This is a genomic window from Lentzea sp. NPDC036949 (assembly GCF_055608075.1).
Genome location: NZ_JBVJRA010000001.1, coordinates 227578 through 249758 on the forward strand (window position 1 = coordinate 227578; position 22181 = coordinate 249758).

The following is a 22181-nucleotide window of genomic DNA, read 5'->3' on the forward strand; positions in this document are numbered from 1 at the left end:
GCTATTTGACGCCGTCACGACGCCGGTGCGGAGACCGGCAAACGCACTCGGCACACCCTTCGCGCCGATGCGGGACCCGACCCGAGCGACCGTCCACGAGGGACAGCCGCCCGGAGAGGATCACTTCGAGTAGAGCTCGACGATGAGCTGCTCGGTGACAGGCGTGTCGATCTGCGCGCGCTCGGGCAGCTGGTGCACGAGGATGCGCAGGTTCGAGGGGACGACCTGCAGCCAAGCCGGGATCGGGCGGTCACCGAAGGACGCGCGAGCAGCCTCGAAGGGCAGCGTCGGCATGGACTTCGGCTTCACGTCGATGATGTCGAACTTCGACACCTGGTAGCTCGGGATGTTCACCTTGTGGCCGTTGACCAGGAAGTGACCGTGAGCGACCAGCTGACGGGCCTGGCGACGCGTGCGGGCGAGGCCCGCGCGGTACACCACGTTGTCGAGGCGGGCCTCGAGGATCTGGAGCAGGTTCTCGCCGGTCTTGCCGGGGCGGCGAACCGCTTCCTTGTAGTAGCGGACGAACTGCCGCTCAAGAACGCCGTAGGTGTAGCGAGCCTTCTGCTTCTCCTGGAGCTGCAGCAGGTACTCGGACTCCTTGACCCGGCCGCGGCCGTGCTGGCCGGGCGGGTACGGACGGCGCTCGAAGGCCTGGTCCCCACCAACGAGGTCGACCTTCAGGCGACGCGAGATGCGCGTCGCGGGTCCCGTGTAACGAGCCATTAGTTCTTACTCCTCCCCGTGCCTCAGACCCGGCGCCGCTTGGGCGGGCGGCAGCCGTTGTGGGGCTGCGGGGTCACGTCCTGGATGGTGCCGACCTCGAGACCGGCGGCCTGCAGCGAACGGATCGCGGTCTCACGGCCGGAGCCGGGACCCTTGACGAACACGTCCACCTTGCGCATGCCGTGCTCTGCGGCCTTGCGGGCGGCGTTCTCGGCAGCCATCTGCGCCGCGAACGGCGTGGACTTGCGAGAACCCTTGAAGCCGACGTGGCCGGCGGACGCCCACGAGATCACGTTGCCCATCGGGTCCGTGATGGACACGATGGTGTTGTTGAACGTGCTCTTGATGTGCGCCTGGCCGTGCGAGACGTTCTTCTTTTCCTTGCGCCGGATCTTCTTGACCCCGGCGCCCGTGCGGGACTTCGGTGGCAAAACAAACTCCTAAGTTGAGGGCAGCAGACCCGAGGTCTTACTTCTTGCCGGCCTTCTTCTTGCCGGCCACGGTCTTCTTCGGACCCTTGCGGGTACGAGCGTTCGTCTTGGTGCGCTGCCCGCGAACGGGCAGGCCGCGACGGTGCCGAAGACCCGCGTAGCAGCCGATCTCCATCTTGCGACGGATGTCGGCCGCGACCTCGCGACGGAGGTCACCCTCGACCTTGAAGTTGTTCTCGATGTAGTCCCGCAGGGTGGCGACGTCGTCGTCCGTCAGATCCTTCACCCGGAGGTCGGGCGAGATCGACGTGGCGGCCAGCACCTCCTTGGAACGGGTGCGGCCGATGCCGAAGATGTAGGTGAGCGCGATCTCCATCCGCTTTTCGCGGGGGAGGTCGACGCCAGCGAGTCGTGCCATGTGGCGGTTAACTCCTGTCGATTACTTCCAGGTCTGCTCCTCGCCCAGTTCCGGCGACTGACTCGCTGTGTCGTTCCGGCTGCTCTCACAGCCGGTGTCCCGGCCCCGGCCTGGAATCCGGGGGTGTCCGCACGCTTGAAGCCCTGCGTGCGGCAGGTGCGAGGAGTTTCTCGTTACTGCGTCATCGAAGGTCTCGACGAGCGCGTGGTGGAGCTGCTCAGCCCTGGCGCTGCTTGTGGCGCAGGTTCTCGCAGATCACCATGACCCGGCCGTGACGGCGGATCACCTTGCACTTGTCGCAGATCTTCTTGACGCTCGGCTGGACCTTCACGCCTGAAGTCTCCTGCTATTGGAGGTCACTTGTAGCGGTAGACGATGCGCCCGCGGGACAGGTCGTAGGGCGAGAGCTCCACGACAACCCGGTCCTCAGGGAGGATGCGGATGTAGTGCTGACGCATCTTGCCGCTGATGTGCGCGAGTACCTTGTGACCGTTCTCCAACTCGACGCGGAACATCGCGTTGGGGAGCGGCTCGACTACGCGGCCCTCGACCTCAATGGCCCCGTCCTTCTTGCCCATGTCCTCCGCGTTTCGTGACGGTGATAATAACCTTTGGACGCGTTTCGGCCCGGCTCGATCTCACCTTGAAGGGCACGACAGAACCGGCGCTACGGGTGCGCCACCTGACCAGTGTACGCAGTTCACCCCGGCAACCCAAATCGGGCCCCGTGCGCCCCGCTGAACAGTGCCGCGCCGCCTGTGCGTGGTGTCGCCGGAACACTGCTGAGCTGCGTCGACGAGCGCGGGACCGGAGCTCAGGTCCGAGGGCGGCCCGCTCGCCACTCGGGGCGCGACAACGGCACGGCCCCCGCCTCGCGTGGAGACGGGGGCCGTGCCGGAGACGTTCGTGGTGCTGCCGGGTCACTCCTCGGGCGCGGTGAGCACCCAGGGGCCGTCCTCGGTGATGGCGACCGAGTGCTCCCAGTGCGCGGCCCGCGTCCCGTCGAGCGTGACGACGGTCCAGCCGTCGTCCAGCTCCTGCGAGTCGTCGGAGCCGAGCGTGAGCATCGGTTCGATCGCGATGGCCATGCCGACCTTCAGGCGCGGACCCTTGCCGGGCTTGCCGTAGTTCGGCAGGAACGGGTCCATGTGCATCTTGGTGCCGATGCCGTGGCCGCCGTAGTCCGCGACGATGCCGTACTCGATGCCGTCGCGCTCACCGGACTCGATCGCCGAGGACTCGATGGCGAACGAGATGTCGGTGAGCTTCCCGCCGGGCACCGCGGCCTCGATGCCCGCGAGCATCGACAGCCTGGTCGCCTCGGAGAGCCGGTGGTCGGCCGGCGAGAGCTCGCCGACGCCCACGGTGACCGCCGAGTCGCCGTGCCAGCCGTCGAGGATGGCACCGCAGTCGATGGAGATGAGGTCGCCCTCGGCGAGCACCTGCTTGCTGCTGGGGATGCCGTGGACGATCTGCTCGTTCACGGAGGCGCAGATGCTCGCGGGGAACCCGTGGTAGCCCTTGAACGACGGGACGGCGCCGGCGTCGCGGATCGTCTGCTCCGCGATCTCGTCGAGCTCCTGCGTGGAGACACCGACCTTGACCGCGTCGACGACGTTGCGCAGGGCCCTGGCCACGACCAGGCCGGAGGCGCGCATGGCCTCCAGCTGGCCGCGGGTCTTGATCTCGATCATGCGTTCACTGCCTGGGGAAACTAGAGACCGGAGTCGGTCGAGCAGTCCACCGGTCACTTCTCGCCGCGCAGCGCGTGCAGCGCAGCGAGGGCCCGCTCACTGATTTCGTCGATCTCACCGACGGCGTCGATGGTGATGACCTTGTCCGCGTAGTAGTCGAGCAGCGGCGCGGTCTCGTTGCGGTACACCTGCTGCCGGTGCCGGATGACCTCTTCCTTGTCGTCCGTGCGCCCGCGCGCCAGCAACCGCTCCACCACGACGTCCTCGTCGACCCGGAACTCCAGCACCGCGTCGAGCCCGTGTCCGTCGACCGAGAGGAACTCAGCGAGCTTGTCGGCCTGCGCCACGTTGCGCGGGAACCCGTCGAGCAGGAACCCGTCCGTGGCGTCGGACTCGGCCAAGCGCTTGCGCACCATCTCGTTCGTGATGCTGTCCGGTACGAGAGCGCCCTCGTCGAGGATGCTCTGCACCTCCAGCCCGAGCTCGGTCTGGTTGCTGATGTGTGACCGGAAGAGGTCGCCCGTCGAGATGTGCGGCACGCCGAGCTTGGTGCTCAGCACCTCGGCCTGAGTGCCCTTGCCCGCACCCGGCGGGCCAACGAGAACAAGTCGCACTAGCGGAGGAACCCTTCGTAATTGCGCTGCATGAGCTGGCTCTCGATCTGCTTCACGGTGTCGAGACCGACACCGACCATGATCAGAACCGCGGTACCGCCGAACGGGAAGTTCTGGTTCTGGCCCTCGCTGGTGATGTCGAGGAACAGGTTCGGCAGGATCGCCACGATGCCGAGGTAGAGCGAACCGGGCAGCGTGATGCGGCCCAGGACGAACTTGAGGTACTCGGCGGTCGGGCGACCGGGACGGATGCCGGGGATGAAGCCACCGAACTTCTTCATCTCGTCAGCGCGCTCGTCCGGGTTGAACGTGATGCCGACGTAGAAGTAGGTGAAGAAGACGATCAGCAGGAAGTACGCGCTGATGTGCACCCAGCTCGACTGCTTGACCAGGTAGGTCTGCACGAACGTGGTGAACCAGTTGGGCTCACCCGTGGAGTTCGTGAGGCGGACGATCAGGTCCGGCAGGTAGAGCAGCGACGAGGCGAAGATGACCGGGATGACGCCGGCCTGGTTCACCTTCAACGGAAGGTAGGTCGAGGTGCCGCCGTACATGCGGCGACCGATCATGCGCTTGGCGTACTGCACCGGGATGCGGCGCTGCGCCTGCTCGACGTAGATGACGCTCGCGATGATGATCAGAGCGGCGATGATGACGAGGACGAAGGTGATCCGCGACTGGTCCTTGTCCCAGATGTTCTTGCCCTCGGCCGGGATGCGGGCGGCGATGCCGGTGAAGATCAGCAACGACATGCCGTTGCCGATGCCCTTCTCGGTGATCAGCTCACCCAGCCACATGATGACCGAGGTACCGGCCGTCATCGTGATGACCAGCACGATCAGCGTGAAGATGCTGTCCTTGCCGGGGATGACGTCCTGGTCGCACTCACCGAACAGCTGCCCGCGCACCGCCAGCGCCACCAGACCGGTGGACTGCAGGATCGCCAGCCCGATCGTGAGGTAGCGGGTGTACTGCGTGAGCTTGCCCTGCCCGGCCTGCCCTTCCTTCTTCAGCTGCTCGAACCGCGGGATGACCACGGTGAGCAGCTGGATGATGATGCTCGCGGTGATGTAGGGCATGATCCCCAGCGCGAACACCGACAGGTTGAGCAACGCACCACCGCTGAACAGGTTGATCAGCGAGTAGATGTTCTGGCCTTCGAGCTGCTCGGCACACGCCCGCACGTTCTTGAAGGACACGCCCGGCGCGGGCATGGTCGCACCAAGCCGGTACACAATGATGATCCCGAGCGTGAAGAGGATCTTCTTGCGTAGATCCGGCGTCGCGAGAGCCGAGCGGAATGCGCCGAGCACGCGAACCTCCTGAGCGTTGCCGACCCCCAGGGACCGGCGCATGCGGTAGATGGCAGGGCCGAGGTAGGTAGCCACGACCAAGCAACCCGGAGGACATCCGGGTTCAGCCCGCAACACTAACAGCCCCCCACCACCTGGTCGTACCCAGTGGCCAATCACAGGTTCAACTCGGTTGATCTCTGCCCGGTCCACTGGTCCTTTCGGGGTACCGAACCCGGACAATCCGTGCTACCAGCAGCCAGAACAGACCCGGCGGAACGTCCACACCACTCTTCGTGTTCCCTCCGATCGGGCGGAAAGTTCAGCTGTTCGCAGAACCCCGCACGCGCGCCGAATCGCGCCGCACCGCGTCGCGCTGCCGAGCCGCACCGCACCACGGTCGGGTTGCACCACGGTCGGGCCGCGGAGTCGCGCCGCAGCACGATCGGGCCGCACCGGCCCAGCCGACGCCGAAGGCGAGGCGTCAAGGCCCTCCGCGAGCGGTTCCGCGCCGACGTCGCCGTCACCGCTACCGCGCTCGCGGCCACGTCCCCCGGAAACGCCGAAGGGCCCCGGGGCAACGCCCCGAGGCCCTTCAGACAGTCCCGCGGATCAGGCGACCGTGGTCGTCCCACCCGCAGCAGCGATCTTCTCCACAGCGGTCTTGGAGAACTTGTTCGCGGTGATGTCGAGCTTGACGCTGACCTCACCGTCACCCAGCACCTTGACGAGCGAGCCCTTGCGGACCAGCCCGGCCAGCACCAGCGCGGCGACGTCGACCGAACCGCCCTCGGGGAACGAGGCAGCGATGTCGGAGACGTTCACGACCTGGTACTCGGTGCGGAACGGGTTCTTGAAGCCCTTCATCTTGGGCAGCCGCATCTGGAGCGGCATCTGGCCACCTTCGAAGCGCGGCGAGACGTTCTTGCGAGCGCCCGTGCCCTTCGTACCGCGGCCGGCGGTCTTGCCCTTGGAGCCCTCACCACGACCGACGCGGGTCTTGGCGGTCTTGGCCCCGGGGGCAGGACGCAGGTCGTGAATCTTGATGGTCACGACTGGACCTCCTCAACAACCACCAGGTGGCGCACGGCGTGGATCAGGCCGAGCACCTGGGGGGTGTCCTCACGCACGACCGACTGGCGGATCTTGCGCAGCCCGAGGGTGCGCATCGACTCGCGGTGGTTGTGCTTGGTACCGATGGTGCTGCGAACCTGCGTGATCTTCAGCTGAGCCATGATCACACCCCCTGGCCCGCGCGAGCGCGGATCATGCCGGCGGGGGCGACGTCCTCGAGGGGCAGGCCACGACGGGCCGCGACCTCTTCGGGACGCTGCAGGCCCTTGAGGGCCGCCACGGTCGCGTGCACGATGTTGATCGCGTTGTCGGAGCCGAGCGACTTCGACAGCACGTCGTGCACGCCGGCGCACTCGAGGACGGCGCGGACGGCGCCACCCGCGATGACACCGGTACCGGCCGAGGCCGGACGCAGCAGGACCACACCGGCGGCCTTCTCACCCTGCACCGGGTGCGGGATGGTGCCGGCGATGCGAGGCACGCGGAAGAAGTTCTTCTTCGCTTCCTCGACACCCTTGGCGATGGCCGCGGGAACTTCCTTGGCCTTGCCGTAGCCGACGCCGACCATGCCGTCGCCGTCACCCACCACCACGAGGGCGGTGAAGCTGAAGCGACGACCACCCTTGACCACCTTGGACACGCGGTTGATCGCAACCACGCGCTCGAGGTGCGGGGTCTTCTCCTGGGCCGCGCCGCCGCGGCCGCCGTCACGACGGTCGCGGCGCTCTCCGCGCTCGCCCCCGCCGCCTTCGCGACGCGTACGTCCTGGCATCAGGCGTCCCTCTCAATTCCAGTGATGATCATTGTCAGAACTCCAGCCCCGCCTCGCGAGCGGCATCCGCCAGAGCAGCGATCCGGCCGTGGTACGCGTTGCCGCCGCGGTCGAACACGACCGCCGTGACACCGGCGTCCTTGGCACGGGCCGCGGCCAGCTGGCCGACCTTGGCCGCGCGGGCCTTCTTGTCGCCCTCCAGGGCACGGACGTCGGCCTCCATGGAGGAAGCGGACGCGACCGTGTGGCCCTTCAGGTCGTCGATGATCTGCACGGTGATGTGCTTCGACGAACGGTGCACGACCAGGCGCGGGCGCTCGGCCGTTCCGTTGACCTTCTTGCGGAGGCGGAAGTGGCGACGGGCCTTGGCAACACGACGCCTGGTGGAGATGTCCTTGCCCACCGGCTTGCGCTTCGTAACAGTCGACTCGCTCATGTCACTTACCCGTCTTTCCGACCTTGCGACGGATCTTCTCGCCCGAGTAGCGGACGCCCTTGCCCTTGTACGGGTCGGGCTTGCGCAGCTTGCGGATGTTGGCGGCGACCTCACCGACCAGCTGCTTGTCGATACCCGAGACGGAGAAGCGGGTCGGGGTCTCCACCGCGAAGGTGATGCCCGCAGGGGCCTCGACCTTGACGGGGTGGGAGTAACCGAGCGCGAACTCGAGCTCAGAGCCCTTGAGCGCGACGCGGTAACCGACGCCGTGGATTTCCATCTTCTTTTCGTAACCCTGGGTCACACCGACGACCATGTTGTGCACCAGCGTGCGCGACAAGCCGTGGAGCGCGCGGTTGCGGCGCTCGTCGTTCGGGCGCTTGACCTCGAGAGTGCCGTCCTCAGCCTTCTCCAGGCTGATCGGCTCAGCGATCGTCAGCGTCAGGGTGCCCTTGGGGCCCTTGATGCTCACGTCCTGACCGGCGATGTTCACGTCGACCCCGGAGGGGACAATGATCGGCTGCTTACCGATGCGCGACATGTCTACTCCCCCTTACCAAACGTAGGCGAGGACTTCTCCGCCCACGCCTGCCTTGTTGGCCTGGCGGTCGGTCATGAGACCACCAGAGGTCGAAATGATCGCCACACCGAGGCCACCGAGAACTCGGGGCAGACCGGTGGACTTCGCGTACACGCGCAGGCCGGGCTTCGACACGCGGCGGAGGCCGGCGATGCTGCGCTCCCGGTTCGGGCCGTACTTCAGCTCGACGACGAGGTTCTTCGCGACCTCGCCCTCCTCGTCGCGGTACGAGGCGATGTAGCCCTCGCGCTTGAGGATCTCGGCGATGTTGGCCTTCAGCTTCGAGTGCGGCATCACGACCTTGTCGTGGTAAGCCGAGTTCGCGTTGCGCAGACGAGTGAGCATGTCTGCGATCGGGTCGGTCATCGTCATGGTGACCTGGTCAACCTTTCTCGCTGCGGTTCACCGCTCGGGGTCCAGACCTGGCCCCCGTGAAGGGGCCAGGACGGTCGCGTGCGGGCCTACAGCGAAGTAATGGTGCTCTGAATTACCAGCTGGACTTGCTCACACCAGGCAGCTCACCGCGGTGAGCCATCTCGCGCAGGCAGATCCGGCAGAGGCCGAACTTGCGGAACACCGCGTGGGGGCGGCCGCAACGCTGGCACCGGGTGTAGCCCCGGACCTTGAACTTCGGCTTCTTCGCGGCCTTGTTGATCAACGCCTTCTTGGCCATCGACTCAGTTCTCCTTGAACGGGAAGCCCAGGAGCTTCAGCAGCGCCCGGCCCTCCTCGTCGTTCGTGGCGGTGGTGACGACGGTGATGTCCATGCCGCGGGGACGGTCGATCGAGTCGGGGTCGATCTCGTGGAACATCGACTGCTCGTTCAGACCGAACGTGTAGTTGCCGTTGCCGTCGAACTGCTTGCCCGAGAGTCCGCGGAAGTCGCGGATGCGCGGGAGAGCGATCGTCAGCAGGCGGTCGAGGAACTCCCACATGCGGTCGCCGCGCAGCGTGACGCGCGCGCCGATCGGCATGCCCTCGCGCAGCTTGAACTGCGCGATGGACTTGCGGGCCCGACGGATCTCGGGACGCTGGCCGGTGATGATCGACAGGTCCTTGACGGCACCGTCGATCAGCTTGCCGTCACGGGCGGCGTCGCCGACACCCATGTTGACGACGACCTTGACGACGCCGGGGATCTGCATCACGTTGGCGAAGGAGAACTGCTTCTGCAGCTCGCCCTTGACCTCGTCGCGGTAGCGCGTCTTGAGCCGCGGGATGATCTTCTCTGCGGTAGTCATGATCAGATGTCCTTCCCGTTACGACGGGAAATGCGGACCCGCTTGCCCTCGTCGTTCGTACGGTAACCAACGCGGGTCGGCTTGCCGTCCGAGTCGACCACCATCACGTTGGAGACGTTGATCGGGGCTTCCTGGGTCACGATGCCACCCGACTGCGCGCCCCGCTGGGTCTGCGTGATCTTGGTGTGCTTCTTGATCCGGTTGACGCCCTCGACCAGGACCTTGCCGGTCTCCGGGTAGGCCTGGATGACCTTGCCCTTCGCGCCCTTGTCCTTGCCGGCGATTACGACGACCGTGTCGCCCTTCTTCACCTTCATGGTCAGAGCACCTCCGGAGCCAGCGAGATGATCTTCATGAACCTCTTGTCGCGCAGCTCGCGGCCGACCGGGCCGAAGATGCGGGTACCGCGCGGCTCGTTGTCGTTCTTGATGAGCACGGCGGCGTTCTCGTCGAAGCGGATGTACGAGCCATCCGCGCGACGGCGCTCCTTGACGGTGCGGACGATGACGGCCTTGACGACGTCACCCTTCTTCACGCCGGCACCGGGGATCGCGTCCTTGACGGTCGCGACGATGATGTCGCCGATGCCCGCGTAGCGGCGGCCCGAACCACCGAGAACACGGATGCAAAGGATCTCCTTCGCACCGGTGTTGTCGGCGACACGAAGCCGCGACTCCTGCTGAATCACTTACCTGCTCCTGACCATTCCTGGCCCGCCGGATTTCCGACCCGACGGGCTCGGTCTGTCTAGAAAGGACTTACTTGGCCTTCTCGAGGATCTCGACGAGCCGCCAGCGCTTGGTCGCCGACAGAGGCCGGGTCTCCATGAGCAGGACGCGGTCGCCGACGCCCGCCGCGTTCTCCTCGTCGTGCACCTTCACCTTGGTGGTGGAGCGCATGATCTTGGAGTAACGCGGGTGCTTCTTGCGGTCCTCGAGCGCCACGACGATCGTCTTGTCCATCTTGTCGGACACGACGAGGCCCTCGCGGACCTTGCGGTCGTTGCGCTTCTCGGTCTGGACTTCGTTGCTTTCGGTCATGCCGCACCCTCACCAGTGGAATCCGGCGTGACGGAGAGCCCGAGCTCCCGCTCCCGCATCACGGTGTAGATCCGGGCGATCTCGTGCCGGACCGTGCGCAGCCGCCGGTTGTTGTCGAGCTGGCCCGTGGCCATCTGGAAGCGAAGGTTGAAGAGCTCTTCCTTCGACTCCTTCAGACGCAGCACGAGCTCTTCCTCGGTGAGCTCACGCAGCTCAGAAGCGGTGGTACCCGCTGCCATCAGAACTCACCACCCTCACGCGTAACGATGCGGCACTTCATCGGGAGCTTGTGGATCGCGCGGCGAAGAGCCTCGCGGGCCACCTGCTCGTTCGGGAAGGCCATCTCGAAGAGGACGCGACCCGGCTTGACGTTGGCCACCCACCACTCCGGCGAACCCTTACCGGAACCCATGCGGGTCTCGGCCGGCTTCTTCGTCAGCGGACGGTCCGGGAAGATGTTGATCCAGACCTTGCCGCCACGACGGATGTGGCGCGTGATGGCGATACGAGCGGACTCGATCTGCCTGTTGGTGACGTAGGCCGGCTCGAGAGCCTGGATGCCGTACTCACCGAAGGTGACCTTCGTGCCGCCCTTGGCAGCACCCGACCGCTTGGGGTGGTGCTGCTTGCGGTGCTTGACCCTACGAGGGATGAGCATGACTCAGCTCTCCGTCTTCTCTGCAGCAGCCGGGGCCTCGGCCGACGCCGTGGCGTCAGCTGCGGCACGGCCGGCCTCGGTGCTCGTCGCGGTGGTGCCGCTGGCACCCGAGCGACGGGCCCGGTTCGGACGCTCGCCGCGGTCGCGGCGCGGGGCGCGGTCGGCTCCCTGAGCCGGGGCCGCGTCGAGCGCGCGCTTGGCCGAGATGCCACCGACGATGTCGCCCTTGTAGATCCACACCTTCACGCCGATGCGGCCGAACGTGGTGCGGGCCTCGAAGAAGCCGTAGTCGATGTTGGCGCGGAGCGTGTGCAGCGGCACGCGGCCGTCGCGGTAGTGCTCCGAGCGGGACATCTCGGCGCCGCCGAGGCGACCGCCGCACTGCACGCGGATGCCCTTGACCTGCGGCGAACGCATGGCCGACTGGATGGCCTTGCGCATCGCGCGCCGGAAGGCGACGCGGTTGGACAGCTGCTCGGCGACACCCTGTGCCACGAGCTGCGCGTCCGACTCGGGGCTCTTGACCTCGAGGATGTTCAGCTGGACCTGCTTCTTGGTGAGCTTCTCCAGCTCACCGCGGATGCGGTCCGCCTCGGCACCGCGGCGGCCGATGACGATGCCCGGCCGGGCGGTGTGGATGTCGACGCGCACCCGGTCACGGGTCCGCTCGATCTCCACCTTGGAGATGCCGGCACGCTCCATGCCCTTGCCGAGCAGGCGGCGGATCTTGACGTCCTCCGCCACGTACTCGGCGTACTGCTTGTCGGCGTACCAGCGGGACTTCCAGTCGGTGGTGATCCCCAGCCGGAAGCCGTGCGGGTTGATCTTCTGGCCCACTACCGGGTTCCCTTCGCGCTGGTCTTCTTCGGACGCGACTCCACCTCGATGGTGATGTGCGACGTCCGCTTGCGGATCCGGTACGCGCGGCCCTGGGCACGCGGGCGGAAACGCTTGAGGGTCGGACCCTCGTCCACGTAGGCCACCGACACCCAGAGGGTGGACGGGTCCAGGGACAGGTTGTTCTCGGCGTTGGCCATGGCGCTGGCGAGCACCTTCGCGACCGGCTCAGAGGCGGCCTGGGGCGCGAACTGGAGCACGGCCAGGGCCTCGCTGGCGTTACGACCCTTGATGAGCTCGATGACGCGACGCACCTTCATGGGGGTGTCGCGAACGTAACGAGCCCGAGCCACGGCGCGCGGAAACTCCTGCGCCTCAGCGTCCTTACGGGCGTTCATCGCTGCTTTTCCCTTGCTCTTCTCAGTTCGGCGCCTAGCGGCGACGAGACTTCCGGTCGTCCTTGATGTGGCCCTTGAAGGTCCGGGTCGGGGCGAACTCGCCCAGCTTGTGCCCGACCATGGCCTCGGTCACGAACACCGGGACGTGCTTGCGGCCGTCGTGCACCGCGATGGTGTGACCCAGCATGTCCGGGATGATCGTGGACCGGCGGGACCACGTCTTGATGACGGTCTTCTTGCCCGCTTCGTTCTGAACGTCCACCTTCTTGAGCAGGTGGTCGTCGACGAAGGGACCCTTCTTAAGGCTGCGAGGCATCCTTCACTCCCTCCCTGCTCAGCGCTTCTTACCGGTGCGACGACGCCGGACGATGAGCTTGTCGCTTGGCTTGCGGCGGCGGGTACGACCCTCGGGCTTACCAGCCGGGTTGACCGGGTGGCGACCACCGGAGGTCTTGCCCTCACCACCACCGTGCGGGTGGTCGACCGGGTTCATCGCGACACCGCGGACGGTGGGCTTCTTGCCCTTCCACCGCATGCGGCCGGCCTTGCCCCAGTTGATGTTCTGGTGGTCCTTGTTGCCGACCTCGCCGAGCGTGGCGCGGCAGCGCACGTCCACGTTGCGGATCTCACCCGAGGGGAGGCGCAGCTGGGCGTACGGACCGTCCTTGGCCACGAGCTGGACCGAGGCACCGGCCGAGCGCGCCATCTTCGCGCCGCCGCCGGGGCGGAGCTCGATCGCGTGGATCACGGAACCGACCGGGATGTTGCGCAGCGGCAGGTTGTTGCCCGGCTTGATGTCGGCCTTGGGGCCGTTCTCAACCGTGTCACCCTGCTTGAGCTTCTCCGGGGCGATGATGTAGCGCTTCTCGCCGTCGGCGTAGTGCAGAAGCGCGATGCGGGCGGTGCGGTTGGGGTCGTACTCGATGTGAGCGACCTTGGCCGGGATGCCGTCCTTGTCGTTGCGGCGGAAGTCGATCAGGCGGTAAGCCCGCTTGTGACCGCCACCCTTGTGCCGCGTGGTGATCTTGCCCGAGGCGTTGCGGCCACCCAGCTTGTGCAGCGGGCGGATCAGCGACTTCTCCGGAGTCGACCGAGTGATCTCGGCGAAGTCGGAGACGCTCGCACCGCGACGACCGGGAGTCGTCGGCTTGTACTTGCGAATGCCCATCTCTACGCAGTCCTCGTCATCAGGCGGCAGGGCCGCCGAAGATCTCGATCGCCTTGCTGTCAGCCGACAGCGTCACGATCGCGCGCTTCGTGTCCTTGCGCTTGCCGAACCCGGTGCGGGTGCGCTTGCGCTTGCCCTGCCGGTTGATGGTGTTGACGCTGACGACCTTCACGCCGAAGACCTTCTCCACGGCGATCTTGATCTGGGTCTTGTTCGAACCCGGCGCCACCAGGAAGGTGTACTTGTTCTCCTCGAGCAGTCCGTAGGACTTCTCGGAGATCACCGGCGCGAGCAAGATGTCCCTGTGGTCGGGGATCACTTCGAGGCCTCCTCGTCCACCACGGTCGCCGTGGCCTCAGCCGAGCCAGAACCCGACTGGGCCTTGCTGGCGAGGAACACGTCGAGCGAGTCCTTGGTGAACACCACGTCGTCGTTGACGAGCACGTCGTAGGTGTTGAGCTGGTCGGGCGCGATCACGTGCACGTGCTGCAGGTTGCGCACGCTGACCCACGAGACCTCGTCGGTGCGGTTGAGCACCACGAGGACGCGACGGGCCTGGGTGACCGACTCCAGGACCTTGCGCGCGGACTTGGTCGACGGGGTGTCCCCGTCCACCAGGCCGGACACGACGTGCACCTGGTTGGCGCGGGCCCGGTCGGAGAGGGCACCGCGCAGAGCAGCGGCCTTCATCTTCTTGGGCGTCCGCTGCGAGTAGTCGCGCGGCTGCGGGCCGTGGACGACGCCACCGCCGGCGAACTGCGGCGCACGCGTCGAACCCTGGCGGGCACGACCGGTGCCCTTCTGGCGGTACGGCTTCTTGCCACCACCGGACACCTCGCCGCGGGTCTTCGTCGAGTGCGTGCCCTGGCGCGCGGCGGCCTGCTGGGCCACGACGACCTGGTGCAGCAGCGCGACGTTCGCCTGCGCGTCGAAAACAGCCGAGGGGAGCTCGACCGTGCCGGCGGACTTGCCGTCCGGCGTACGGATCTCAACCGTCGACATCAGGCACCACCCTTCGCAGCAGTCTTGACGAACACCAGACCGCCCTTGGGACCGGGAACCGCGCCCTTGATGAGCAGCAGGCCGTTCTCCACGTCGATCTTGTGCACCTTCAGGTTCTGGGTCGTCACGCGCTCGTGGCCCATGCGGCCGGCCATGCGCAGACCCTTGAAGACGCGACCCGGGGTGGCGCAGCCGCCGATGGAACCCGGCGAGCGGTGCTTGCGCTGGGTGCCGTGGCTGGAGCCGAGACCCCGGAAGTTGTGGCGCTTCATGACACCCGCGGTGCCCTTGCCCTTGCTGGTGCCGGTGATGTCGACAACAGCGCCGGCCTCGAACACCTCAGCGGTGATCTCCTGGCCGACCGTGTACTCGCCGGCGTCCGCCGTGCGCAGCTCCACCAGGTGGCGACGGGGCGTGACCCCGGCCTTGGCGAAGTGGCCCGCGACGGGCTTGTTGACCTTGCGCGGGTCGATCGCGCCGGCCGCCAGCTGGACGGCGGTGTAGCCGTCCTTCTCTTCGGTGCGAACCTGGGTCACGACATTGGGCTCAGCCTTGACGACGGTCACCGGGACGACCCGGTTGTTCTCGTCGAAGACCTGAGTCATGCCGAGCTTGGTGCCCAGGATGCCCTTCATCTGCCTGTCAGACATTGGTCCGTTACTCTCCGCGCCCAACGCTTACTGGATGTTGACGTCGACGCTGGCCGGCAGGTCGATGCGCATGAGCGCGTCAACCGTCTTCGGCGTCGGGTCGAGGATGTCGATCAGCCGCTTGTGCGTGCGCATCTCGAAGTGCTCGCGCGAGTCCTTGTACTTGTGCGGCGAGCGGATGACGCAGTACACGTTCTTCTCAGTGGGCAGCGGCACGGGCCCGACAACCCGAGCGCCGGTGCGCGTCACGGTCTCAACGATCTTGCGCGCAGACGCGTCGATCGCCTCGTGGTCGTAGGCCTTGAGCCGGATGCGGATCTTTTGTCCCGCCATGATGGCTTGCCGTTCCTCTGCTTCTCGTAACCGCTGCGGTGCGGTGCCTCGGATGAGGCCTGTTACAGCCTCTTGGCGCGCTCCGCCCCTGTTGAAGTGTCATGGTGCCCGGTCCACGCGGTCGGGCGTGTCGCGCCCGGTACGCATACCGGTCCCACGCAAGGTCTCCCCGGTGGGATTGGGCCTACCACAGCCCATGCACCCTGATGCCCATCTCCGCAAGGAGGCGTTCACTAACAGGGCGCGGACGCTCGGTCGAAGGAGATGGGCACGCACGGATGCGACCCGGCCTTCGTCGAGCAACCCGTAAAGGATGCCACACGGTCGCGGGGCACTCCAAATCGGGGTGGGTCAGTTGGAGGCAGATCACGTGCGGATCTTGTCCGACGAGCCGCCCGATCGGTCGCGTGTGGACCGACGAGCGAAACGGACCCGTTGCCCGGCAACGAGATCCCCGCGGCGGATCTACCTCGCGCGCCGCGAAACATTTCCGGCGTGAGCTGTCGCACACGCCTGGTCCTGCTACGACGAAGGCCGGGCCAACGCGAACGTTGGCCCGGCCTGACGCCGAACTAACAGCTAGAGCCAGGTCACTTGACGATCTTGGTGACCGAGCCGGCGCCGACGGTGCGGCCACCCTCGCGGATCGCGAAGCGGAGGCCCTCGTCCATGGCGATCGGCTGGATCAGCTTGACCGACATGCCGGTGGTGTCACCGGGCATGACCATCTCGGTGCCCTCGGGCAGGGTCACGACGCCGGTCACGTCCGTCGTCCGGAAGTAGAACTGCGGACGGTAGTTGTTGAAGAACGGCGTGTGGCGGCCACCCTCGTCCTTCGACAGGATGTAGACCTGCGCCTCGAACTCGGTGTGCGGGGTCGTGGTGCCCGGCTTGACGATGACCATGCCGCGCTCCACCTCCTCGCGCTTGATGCCGCGGAGCAGCAGCGCGGCGTTGTCACCGGCGCGACCCTCGTCGAGGAACTTCTTGAACATCTCGATCGAGGTGACAGTCGTCTTCTTCGACTGCTCCTTGATGCCGACGATCTCGATCTCGGAGTTCACGTTGATGATGCCGCGCTCGATGCGACCGGTCACGACGGTGCCGCGGCCGGTGATCGTGAAGACGTCCTCGACGGGCATGAGGAACGGCTTGTCGGTCTCGCGCTCCGGCTCCGGGATCGCCGAGTCGACGGCGGCCATGAGCTCCAGCACGGACTTGCCCCAGGTCTCGTCACCCTCCAGCGCCTTCAGCGCCGAAACGCGCACGACCGGCAGGTCGTCGCCCGGGAACTCGTACTCGGAGAGCAGCTCGCGGACCTCGAGCTCGACGAGCTCCAGGATCTCCTCGTCGTCGACCATGTCGGCCTTGTTCAGCGCGACGACGATGTAGGGGACGCCGACCTGGCGGGCCAGGAGGACGTGCTCCTTCGTCTGCGGCATCGGGCCGTCGGTCGCCGCGACCACCAGGATGGCGCCGTCCATCTGCGCCGCACCGGTGATCATGTTCTTGATGTAGTCGGCGTGACCGGGGCAGTCGACGTGCGCGTAGTGACGGTTCTCCGTCTGGTACTCGATGTGCGCGATCGAGATCGTGATGCCGCGCTGCTTCTCTTCCGGCGCCTTGTCGATCTGGTCGAACGCGAACGAAGCGTTGACATCGGGGTACGCGTCGTGCAGAACCTTGGAGATCGCCGCGGTCAGCGTGGTCTTGCCATGGTCGATGTGACCGATGGTGCCGATGTTGACGTGCGGCTTCGTCCGCTCGAACTTCGCCTTCGCCACTGGATTGTCCTCCTGGACTTCTTTTGCTGGTCCGGCCGGCTAGGGGCGGCCGGCCGGACTTACACGTCAGGGTCAAAAAGTAGCGGACCCCAGGGAATCAACCCCGGAGAGCCCGCGGTGGAACTGCGGTGCTCCGGTGTGGGGTTATTCCCCAGTCGCCTTCGCGATGATCTCCTTCGAGACGTTCGCGGGAACCTCTGCGTAGGAGTCGAACACCATCGAGTAGTTGGCACGACCCTGGGTCTTGGACCGCAGGTCACCCACGTACCCGAACATTTCCGACAGCGGGACCAGCGCCTTGACGACGCGGATACCGCTGCGCTCCTCCATGGCCTGGATCTGGCCACGGCGGGAGTTCAGGTCGCCGATCACGTCGCCCATGTACTCCTCGGGCGTCGTGACCTCGACGGCCATCAGCGGCTCGAGGATCGCGGGAGACGCCTGACGGGCGGCTTCCTTGAGGGCCATCGAACCAGCGATCTTGAACGCCATCTCCGAGGAGTCGACCTCGTGGTAGGCGCCGTCGAGCAGCGTCACCTTCACGCCGACCAGCGGGTAGCCCGCCAGCACGCCGTACTGCAGCGCGTCCTGCGCACCCGCGTCGACCGACGGGATGTACTCGCGGGGGATGCGACCACCGGTGACGGCGTTGACGAACTCGTAGAGCGCGCCGTCTTCCTTCTTCTCCAGCGGCTCGACGGTGACGAGCACCTTCGCGAACTGGCCGGAGCCACCGGTCTGCTTCTTGTGGGTGTAGGAGTACTTCTCCACCGCCTTGCGGATGGTCTCCCGGTACGCCACCTGAGGCTTGCCGATGTTGGCCTCGACCTTGAACTCGCGGCGCATGCGGTCCACCAGGATGTCCAGGTGGAGCTCGCCCATGCCGGCGATGATGGTCTGGCCCGTCTCCTGGTCGAGGTTGACCCGGAACGTCGGGTCCTCCTCGGCCAGCTTCTGGATCGCGGTGCCCAGCTTCTCCTGGTCGGCCTTCGTCTTGGGCTCGATGGCGACCTGGATGACCGGCTCGGGGAACGTCATCGACTCGAGGACGATGGGGTTCGCCGGGTCGGCGAGGGTCTCACCGGTCGTCGTGTCCTTCAGACCGATCACGGCGTAGATGTGACCGGCGATGGCCTCGGTGACCGGGTTCTCCTTGTTGGCGTGCATCTGGAAGATCTTCCCGATGCGCTCCTTGCGGTCCTTGGTCGCGTTGACGACCTGGGTGCCGGAGGCGACCTTGCCCGAGTAGACCCGGATGTAGGTCAGCTTGCCGAAGAACGGGTGCACGGCGATCTTGAACGCGAGCGCGGAGAACGGCTCGTCGGACGAGGCCTTGCGCGACACGACGGTCTCGCCGTCCTGCAGCGTGCCCTCGACCGGCGGGAGGTCCAGCGGCGACGGCAGGAAGTCGATCACCGCGTCGAGCATGGGCTGGACGCCCTTGTTCTTGAACGCGGAGCCGCAGAGGATCGGGTAGGCGGTGCCCTCGGCAACGATCTTGCGGAGGCCGGCCTTGATCTCCTCGACGGACAGGTCGCCCTGCTCGAAGTACTTCTCGGTCAGGTCGTCGTCGGTCTCGGCGACGGCCTCGAGCAGCGCCTCGCGGAACTCCTGCGCCTTCTCGACGAGATCCGCGGGGATCTCCTCGATCGCGTAGTCCTCGCCCTTCTGGACCTCGCCGCGCCAGGTCAGAGCGCGCATCTCGATCAGGTCGACGACGCCGATGAAGTCGCTCTCGGCACCGATCGGGATCTGGATCGGGAGGGGCTTGGCGCCCAGGCGCTCGGAGATGGTGCGGATGGTGAAGTAGAAGTCCGCGCCGAGCTTGTCCATCTTGTTGACGAAGCAGATGCGCGGGACGTCGTACTTGGTCGCCTGCCGCCAGACCTGCTCGGACTGCGGCTCGACGCCCTCCTTGCCGTCGAAGACGGCAACGGCGCCGTCGAGGACGCGCAGGTTGCGCTCGACCTCGACGGTGAAGTCGACGTGGCCGGGCGTGTCGATCAGGTTGATCTGGTGGTTCTTCCAGTAGCAGGTCGTCGCGGCCGACGTGATCGTGATGCCGCGCTCCTGCTCCTGCTCCATCCAGTCCATCACGGCAGCGCCGTCGTGGACCTCGCCGATCTTGTAGCTGATCCCGGTGTAGAACAGGATCCGCTCAGTCGTCGTGGTCTTGCCCGCGTCGATGTGGGCCATGATCCCGATGTTGCGGACCTTGGCAAGATCAGTGAGCACGTCCTGTGCCACGGGTCTTTCCCCTGTCTTGAGCTTGTGGGCTCACTAGGGCTGGGAGCGCCCGGCCTGACCGGCAGGCCGGGCGGCACATCACCAGCGGTAGTGGGCGAAGGCCTTGTTGGACTCGGCCATCTTGTGAGTGTCCTCACGGCGCTTGACGCTCGCACCGAGACCGTTGCTCGCATCGAGCAGCTCGTTCATCAGACGCTCGACCATGGTCTTCTCACGGCGCTGCCGGGAGAAGGTGATCAGCCAGCGCAGCGCCAGCGTGGTGGAGCGGCCGGGCTTGACCTCGATCGGCACCTGGTAGGTCGCACCACCGACGCGGCGGCTCTTGACCTCCAGCGAGGGCTTCACGTTGTCCAGCGCGCGCTTCAGCGTGACGACCGGGTCGGTGCCGGTCTTCTCGCGAGCACCCTCGAGGGCTTCGTAGACGATCTTCTCGGCCACGGAGCGCTTGCCGTCCACCAGCACCTTGTTGATGAGCTGGGTCACGAGCGGCGAGCTGTAGACCGGGTCAGAGATAAGCGGCCGCTTCGGGGCCGGTCCCTTGCGGGGCATCAGCTCTTCTCCTTCTTCGCGCCGTAGCGGCTGCGAGCCTGCTTGCGGTTCTTGACACCCTGCGTGTCGAGAGAGCCACGGATGATCTTGTAGCGAACACCCGGCAGGTCCTTCACACGACCACCGCGCACGAGCACCATCGAGTGCTCCTGGAGGTTGTGACCCTCACCGGGGATGTAGGCCGTGACCTCGATACCGCTGGTCAGCTTCACGCGAGCGACCTTGCGCAGTGCGGAGTTCGGCTTCTTGGGGGTGGTGGTGTAAACGCGGGTGCACACACCGCGCCGCTGCGGCGAGCCCTTGAGGGCCGCCGTCTTCTGCTTGGCCACCTTGTCCTGGCGGCCCTTGCGGACCAGCTGCTGGATCGTTGGCATTCGCCGGCTGCTTCTTCCGTCTTCTGCGGGTTCCCCTTGCGGTTCACCCTCGTGTTTCTTGATCCCTCTCTGCACCCGAGGTCGGGCGTGTCGCCCGCTACTCAGGTCCGCAAGCAACAGTTCAACTGCCACCGCGAGTGGAGGACACCGCGGCCTCACGGGCACGCGGAGCGGCCCGACATGGGTCGGGCACGAGTAGCAAAGATACCCGCCCACGTCTACCTGGGTCAAAACGGGGGTACCGCTCCCGCCCGTGCAGTAGACATGGTCCGCACATCAAGCTCTACCTGGGGGAAGCGGTTTTGTCACAGCCCACCGCCGCCTCGTCACCCGACCGTGCGGTCAGCGCCGCCGCAGGACCCGGTGGTCCGGCCGCGGACGCCGGCTCCCGGCCGCGGGCGGTGCGACTTTCGCCACAGCAGCTGTCCGACGTCCGCGTCCCGGAGGTGTGAGGCCATGTCGAAGCACCACTTCGCCGTGCGGAAGCTCGTCGCGGTCACCGCGTTGGCGCTGGTCGTCTCCGGCTGCTCGCTCTGGACCGAGCAGCCCGGCGTCGGCGAGTGCGCCAAGGTCGTGGACCTGTCCCGCGACAAGGCCGAGCTGACGAAGGTGGACTGCGCCGCGCAGGACGCCACCTACCGGCTGGTGTCCATCGAGCGCGGCGTCACCGCGCCCTGCCCCGGCGGCGACTACGTGGAGGAGGCGTCGGCGCGCAACCGCAAGACCAAGCGCAAGACGCGGGAGTGCTACTCGCTGAACGTGCGCCAAGGCGACTGCCTCAAGCAGGTCGGCATCTTCGACACCAAGCTCGCCTGCGGCACCGGCACCCGCAGGGTCACCAAGGTGGTCGACGGCAGGTCGGACCGGTCGTTGTGCGGTCCCGACGACGACACCAGGACCTACGACCGGCCGCCGACGACGATCTGCATCACCAAATGATCCATACGCCCGACAGGCCGCAGCGGCGTTCGGTACGTTGCCGCAGTGCTCGATGACGAACAGCTAGCGGCACGTAACGCAGAGTTGCGAGGCACGCTCGACACCCTGATGCGCGAGCTCAAGCAGCGCACGGACGGGTTGCGGGACGCACAGGCGGCGATCGCGGCGATGTCGGGTGTCGCGTCCTCACCGGACGGCAACGTCGTGGTGACCGTGGACGCGACCGGTGTGCTGGACGAGCTGGAGCTGGGCCCGCGGGCGTTCGACCGGGTGACCCCCGAACAGCTGGCGCAGACGATCACGCAGGTGGCCCGCCGTGCCGCGATGAACGTGCGCGAGCAGGTCAACGCCGAGATGGCCCCGCTCACCTCGGAAGAGGGCATGGTCGACCTGCCGGACGTCGTGCCGGGCGCACCGTCGCTGAAGGACTTCTTCAAGGTCGAGCAGCGCGAGGAGCCCGCCGCTCCGCCACCACCGTCCGATGAGGACTTCGGCTCCTCGGTGCTGCGCCGCGAGGCCCGCCCGGTGCAGCGCGCCGGTTCCGCCGAGTCCGACGACGAGGACTTCGGCGGTGACTCGATCATGGGCAGGGGCCACCGCTGGTGAGCGGGCACACGTGGATGGAAGCGGCCGGCGTGCGCTCGGCCGCGGCGAAGATGGGCCACGCGGGCGAGGAGATGGGCACGCACGCGGCGGCGCTGGCCCGCGGTCTCGACGCCGAGGGCCAGTGCTGGGGCAACGACGAGGCCGGCCAGAAGTTCGGCACCGACTACGCCCCCGCCGCGCAGGCCGTGCGCGAGGTGATGGCGAAGGTCGCGCAGACGTTGCAGGACATCGGGAAGAACCTCGAAGAGTCCGCGAACCTGATGGAACAGCAGGACGACTTCAACGCACGCGGCATCAGCGGTTAGCAGTCTGGGGGGA

At 66.6% G+C, this 22181-nt stretch carries 37 protein-coding genes; 3 read left to right on the forward strand and 34 right to left on the reverse strand.

Features of this window, described 5'->3' with window-relative positions; genetic code table 11:
* Positions 1-120: 120 nt before the first annotated feature.
* The 34 genes from rpsD to ACZ7CD_RS01240 form a co-directional block, all read right to left on the reverse strand.
* Positions 121-726, reverse strand: coding sequence for a 30S ribosomal protein S4 (gene rpsD, locus ACZ7CD_RS01075; RefSeq protein ID WP_089915251.1), 606 nt, complete (start codon positions 724-726; stop codon positions 121-123).
* A 23-nt stretch (positions 727-749) separates the two neighbouring features.
* Positions 750-1157, reverse strand: coding sequence for a 30S ribosomal protein S11 (rpsK, locus tag ACZ7CD_RS01080; RefSeq protein ID WP_086669042.1), 408 nt, complete (start codon positions 1155-1157; stop codon positions 750-752).
* 37 nt (positions 1158-1194) lie between these two features.
* Positions 1195-1575, reverse strand: a complete 381-nt coding sequence (rpsM, locus tag ACZ7CD_RS01085) for a 30S ribosomal protein S13 (protein ID WP_053733134.1) — start codon at positions 1573-1575, stop codon at positions 1195-1197.
* Positions 1576-1792: 217 nt separating this feature from the next.
* Positions 1793-1906, reverse strand: a complete 114-nt coding sequence (gene rpmJ, locus ACZ7CD_RS01090) for a 50S ribosomal protein L36 (RefSeq protein WP_010148647.1) — start codon at positions 1904-1906, stop codon at positions 1793-1795.
* 25 nt (positions 1907-1931) lie between these two features.
* Entirely contained in the window at positions 1932-2153 is a 222-nt protein-coding gene (gene infA, locus ACZ7CD_RS01095; protein ID WP_005166804.1) for a translation initiation factor IF-1, read from the reverse strand.
* A 342-nt stretch (positions 2154-2495) separates the two neighbouring features.
* Positions 2496-3269 (reverse strand): type I methionyl aminopeptidase, encoded by a 774-nt coding sequence (gene map, locus ACZ7CD_RS01100; RefSeq protein WP_458430188.1) that lies wholly within the window; start codon positions 3267-3269, stop codon positions 2496-2498.
* Positions 3270-3322: 53 nt separating this feature from the next.
* The gene (locus ACZ7CD_RS01105; protein WP_360395742.1) at positions 3323-3883 is read right to left on the reverse strand and encodes an adenylate kinase; all 561 of its coding nucleotides are present in this window, start codon (positions 3881-3883) and stop codon (positions 3323-3325) included.
* Complete coding sequence (gene secY / locus ACZ7CD_RS01110; RefSeq protein WP_360396061.1) at positions 3883-5196, reverse strand: preprotein translocase subunit SecY; 1314 nt, start codon at positions 5194-5196, stop codon at positions 3883-3885. Before secY ends, ACZ7CD_RS01105 begins: the two co-directional genes overlap by 1 nt.
* Positions 5197-5787: 591 nt before the next feature.
* Entirely contained in the window at positions 5788-6228 is a 441-nt protein-coding gene (gene rplO / locus ACZ7CD_RS01115; RefSeq protein WP_360395741.1) for a 50S ribosomal protein L15, read from the reverse strand.
* Positions 6225-6410: a 50S ribosomal protein L30 gene (gene rpmD / locus ACZ7CD_RS01120; RefSeq protein ID WP_045309828.1), complete on the reverse strand. Its 186-nt coding sequence runs from the start codon at positions 6408-6410 to the stop codon at positions 6225-6227. The genes rplO and rpmD overlap by 4 nt, the downstream gene beginning before the upstream one ends.
* A 2-nt stretch (positions 6411-6412) precedes the next feature.
* The gene (rpsE, locus tag ACZ7CD_RS01125) at positions 6413-7021 is read right to left on the reverse strand and encodes a 30S ribosomal protein S5 (RefSeq protein WP_030473451.1); all 609 of its coding nucleotides are present in this window, start codon (positions 7019-7021) and stop codon (positions 6413-6415) included.
* A 34-nt stretch (positions 7022-7055) separates the two neighbouring features.
* Positions 7056-7457, reverse strand: coding sequence for a 50S ribosomal protein L18 (gene rplR, locus ACZ7CD_RS01130; protein ID WP_360395738.1), 402 nt, complete (start codon positions 7455-7457; stop codon positions 7056-7058).
* Position 7458: 1 nt separating this feature from the next.
* Entirely contained in the window at positions 7459-7998 is a 540-nt protein-coding gene (rplF, locus tag ACZ7CD_RS01135) for a 50S ribosomal protein L6 (RefSeq protein WP_090094708.1), read from the reverse strand.
* 12 nt (positions 7999-8010) lie between these two features.
* The gene (gene rpsH / locus ACZ7CD_RS01140; protein WP_030473454.1) at positions 8011-8409 is read right to left on the reverse strand and encodes a 30S ribosomal protein S8; all 399 of its coding nucleotides are present in this window, start codon (positions 8407-8409) and stop codon (positions 8011-8013) included.
* Positions 8410-8524: 115 nt separating this feature from the next.
* The gene (locus ACZ7CD_RS01145; protein WP_030473455.1) at positions 8525-8710 is read right to left on the reverse strand and encodes a type Z 30S ribosomal protein S14; all 186 of its coding nucleotides are present in this window, start codon (positions 8708-8710) and stop codon (positions 8525-8527) included.
* 4 nt (positions 8711-8714) lie between these two features.
* Positions 8715-9278, reverse strand: coding sequence for a 50S ribosomal protein L5 (rplE, locus tag ACZ7CD_RS01150; protein WP_360395736.1), 564 nt, complete (start codon positions 9276-9278; stop codon positions 8715-8717).
* A gap of 2 nt (positions 9279-9280) precedes the next feature.
* Entirely contained in the window at positions 9281-9595 is a 315-nt protein-coding gene (gene rplX, locus ACZ7CD_RS01155) for a 50S ribosomal protein L24 (RefSeq protein ID WP_045309812.1), read from the reverse strand.
* Positions 9596-9597: 2 nt separating this feature from the next.
* Entirely contained in the window at positions 9598-9966 is a 369-nt protein-coding gene (gene rplN / locus ACZ7CD_RS01160) for a 50S ribosomal protein L14 (protein WP_089915281.1), read from the reverse strand.
* 70 nt (positions 9967-10036) lie between these two features.
* Complete coding sequence (gene rpsQ / locus ACZ7CD_RS01165) at positions 10037-10318, reverse strand: 30S ribosomal protein S17 (RefSeq protein ID WP_089949051.1); 282 nt, start codon at positions 10316-10318, stop codon at positions 10037-10039.
* Complete coding sequence (gene rpmC / locus ACZ7CD_RS01170) at positions 10315-10557, reverse strand: 50S ribosomal protein L29 (RefSeq protein ID WP_053733144.1); 243 nt, start codon at positions 10555-10557, stop codon at positions 10315-10317. Before rpmC ends, rpsQ begins: the two co-directional genes overlap by 4 nt.
* Positions 10557-10976, reverse strand: coding sequence for a 50S ribosomal protein L16 (rplP, locus tag ACZ7CD_RS01175; RefSeq protein WP_030473461.1), 420 nt, complete (start codon positions 10974-10976; stop codon positions 10557-10559). Before rplP ends, rpmC begins: the two co-directional genes overlap by 1 nt.
* Positions 10977-10979: 3 nt before the next feature.
* On the reverse strand, positions 10980-11813 hold the full coding sequence (rpsC, locus tag ACZ7CD_RS01180; protein WP_360395734.1) for a 30S ribosomal protein S3: 834 nt from the start codon (positions 11811-11813) through the stop codon (positions 10980-10982).
* Positions 11813-12211 carry a 50S ribosomal protein L22 gene (gene rplV / locus ACZ7CD_RS01185; RefSeq protein ID WP_285643061.1) on the reverse strand — a complete coding sequence of 133 codons (399 nt, stop codon included), beginning with the start codon at positions 12209-12211 and terminating at the stop codon, positions 11813-11815. The genes rpsC and rplV overlap by 1 nt, the downstream gene beginning before the upstream one ends.
* 34 nt (positions 12212-12245) lie before the next feature.
* Positions 12246-12527, reverse strand: a complete 282-nt coding sequence (gene rpsS / locus ACZ7CD_RS01190) for a 30S ribosomal protein S19 (RefSeq protein ID WP_030478300.1) — start codon at positions 12525-12527, stop codon at positions 12246-12248.
* An 18-nt stretch (positions 12528-12545) separates the two neighbouring features.
* Entirely contained in the window at positions 12546-13379 is an 834-nt protein-coding gene (gene rplB, locus ACZ7CD_RS01195; RefSeq protein ID WP_065915973.1) for a 50S ribosomal protein L2, read from the reverse strand.
* A 19-nt stretch (positions 13380-13398) separates the two neighbouring features.
* Entirely contained in the window at positions 13399-13698 is a 300-nt protein-coding gene (gene rplW / locus ACZ7CD_RS01200) for a 50S ribosomal protein L23 (protein WP_065915972.1), read from the reverse strand.
* Positions 13695-14381, reverse strand: coding sequence for a 50S ribosomal protein L4 (gene rplD / locus ACZ7CD_RS01205; RefSeq protein WP_360395732.1), 687 nt, complete (start codon positions 14379-14381; stop codon positions 13695-13697). The genes rplW and rplD overlap by 4 nt, the downstream gene beginning before the upstream one ends.
* Entirely contained in the window at positions 14381-15031 is a 651-nt protein-coding gene (gene rplC, locus ACZ7CD_RS01210; RefSeq protein ID WP_360395731.1) for a 50S ribosomal protein L3, read from the reverse strand. Before rplC ends, rplD begins: the two co-directional genes overlap by 1 nt.
* A 27-nt stretch (positions 15032-15058) precedes the next feature.
* On the reverse strand, positions 15059-15364 hold the full coding sequence (gene rpsJ / locus ACZ7CD_RS01215; protein WP_003938093.1) for a 30S ribosomal protein S10: 306 nt from the start codon (positions 15362-15364) through the stop codon (positions 15059-15061).
* Between the two features lie 590 nt (positions 15365-15954).
* Positions 15955-17148 carry an elongation factor Tu gene (gene tuf / locus ACZ7CD_RS01220; RefSeq protein ID WP_360395730.1) on the reverse strand — a complete coding sequence of 398 codons (1194 nt, stop codon included), beginning with the start codon at positions 17146-17148 and terminating at the stop codon, positions 15955-15957.
* Between the two features lie 144 nt (positions 17149-17292).
* Complete coding sequence (gene fusA, locus ACZ7CD_RS01225; RefSeq protein WP_360395728.1) at positions 17293-19395, reverse strand: elongation factor G; 2103 nt, start codon at positions 19393-19395, stop codon at positions 17293-17295.
* A 78-nt stretch (positions 19396-19473) separates the two neighbouring features.
* Positions 19474-19944 carry a 30S ribosomal protein S7 gene (gene rpsG / locus ACZ7CD_RS01230; protein ID WP_030478293.1) on the reverse strand — a complete coding sequence of 157 codons (471 nt, stop codon included), beginning with the start codon at positions 19942-19944 and terminating at the stop codon, positions 19474-19476.
* Positions 19944-20318: a 30S ribosomal protein S12 gene (rpsL, locus tag ACZ7CD_RS01235; protein ID WP_030473471.1), complete on the reverse strand. Its 375-nt coding sequence runs from the start codon at positions 20316-20318 to the stop codon at positions 19944-19946. Before rpsL ends, rpsG begins: the two co-directional genes overlap by 1 nt.
* A gap of 326 nt (positions 20319-20644) precedes the next feature.
* Positions 20645-20776 carry a hypothetical protein gene (locus ACZ7CD_RS01240; protein ID WP_470378133.1) on the reverse strand — a complete coding sequence of 44 codons (132 nt, stop codon included), beginning with the start codon at positions 20774-20776 and terminating at the stop codon, positions 20645-20647.
* Between ACZ7CD_RS01240 and ACZ7CD_RS01245 the strand changes: the two genes are divergently transcribed.
* The 3 genes from ACZ7CD_RS01245 (at position 20775) to ACZ7CD_RS01255 (ending at position 22168) form a co-directional block, all read left to right on the forward strand.
* Entirely contained in the window at positions 20775-21257 is a 483-nt protein-coding gene (locus ACZ7CD_RS01245; protein ID WP_470378134.1) for an LppU/SCO3897 family protein, read from the forward strand. The two genes, ACZ7CD_RS01240 and ACZ7CD_RS01245, sit on opposite strands and share 2 nt — an antisense overlap.
* A gap of 108 nt (positions 21258-21365) precedes the next feature.
* Positions 21366-21863: a YbaB/EbfC family nucleoid-associated protein gene (locus ACZ7CD_RS01250; RefSeq protein ID WP_458430186.1), complete on the forward strand. Its 498-nt coding sequence runs from the start codon at positions 21366-21368 to the stop codon at positions 21861-21863.
* Positions 21860-22168: a WXG100 family type VII secretion target gene (locus tag ACZ7CD_RS01255; protein ID WP_360395723.1), complete on the forward strand. Its 309-nt coding sequence runs from the start codon at positions 21860-21862 to the stop codon at positions 22166-22168. The genes ACZ7CD_RS01250 and ACZ7CD_RS01255 overlap by 4 nt, the downstream gene beginning before the upstream one ends.
* The last annotated feature ends 13 nt before the right edge of the window (positions 22169-22181 follow it).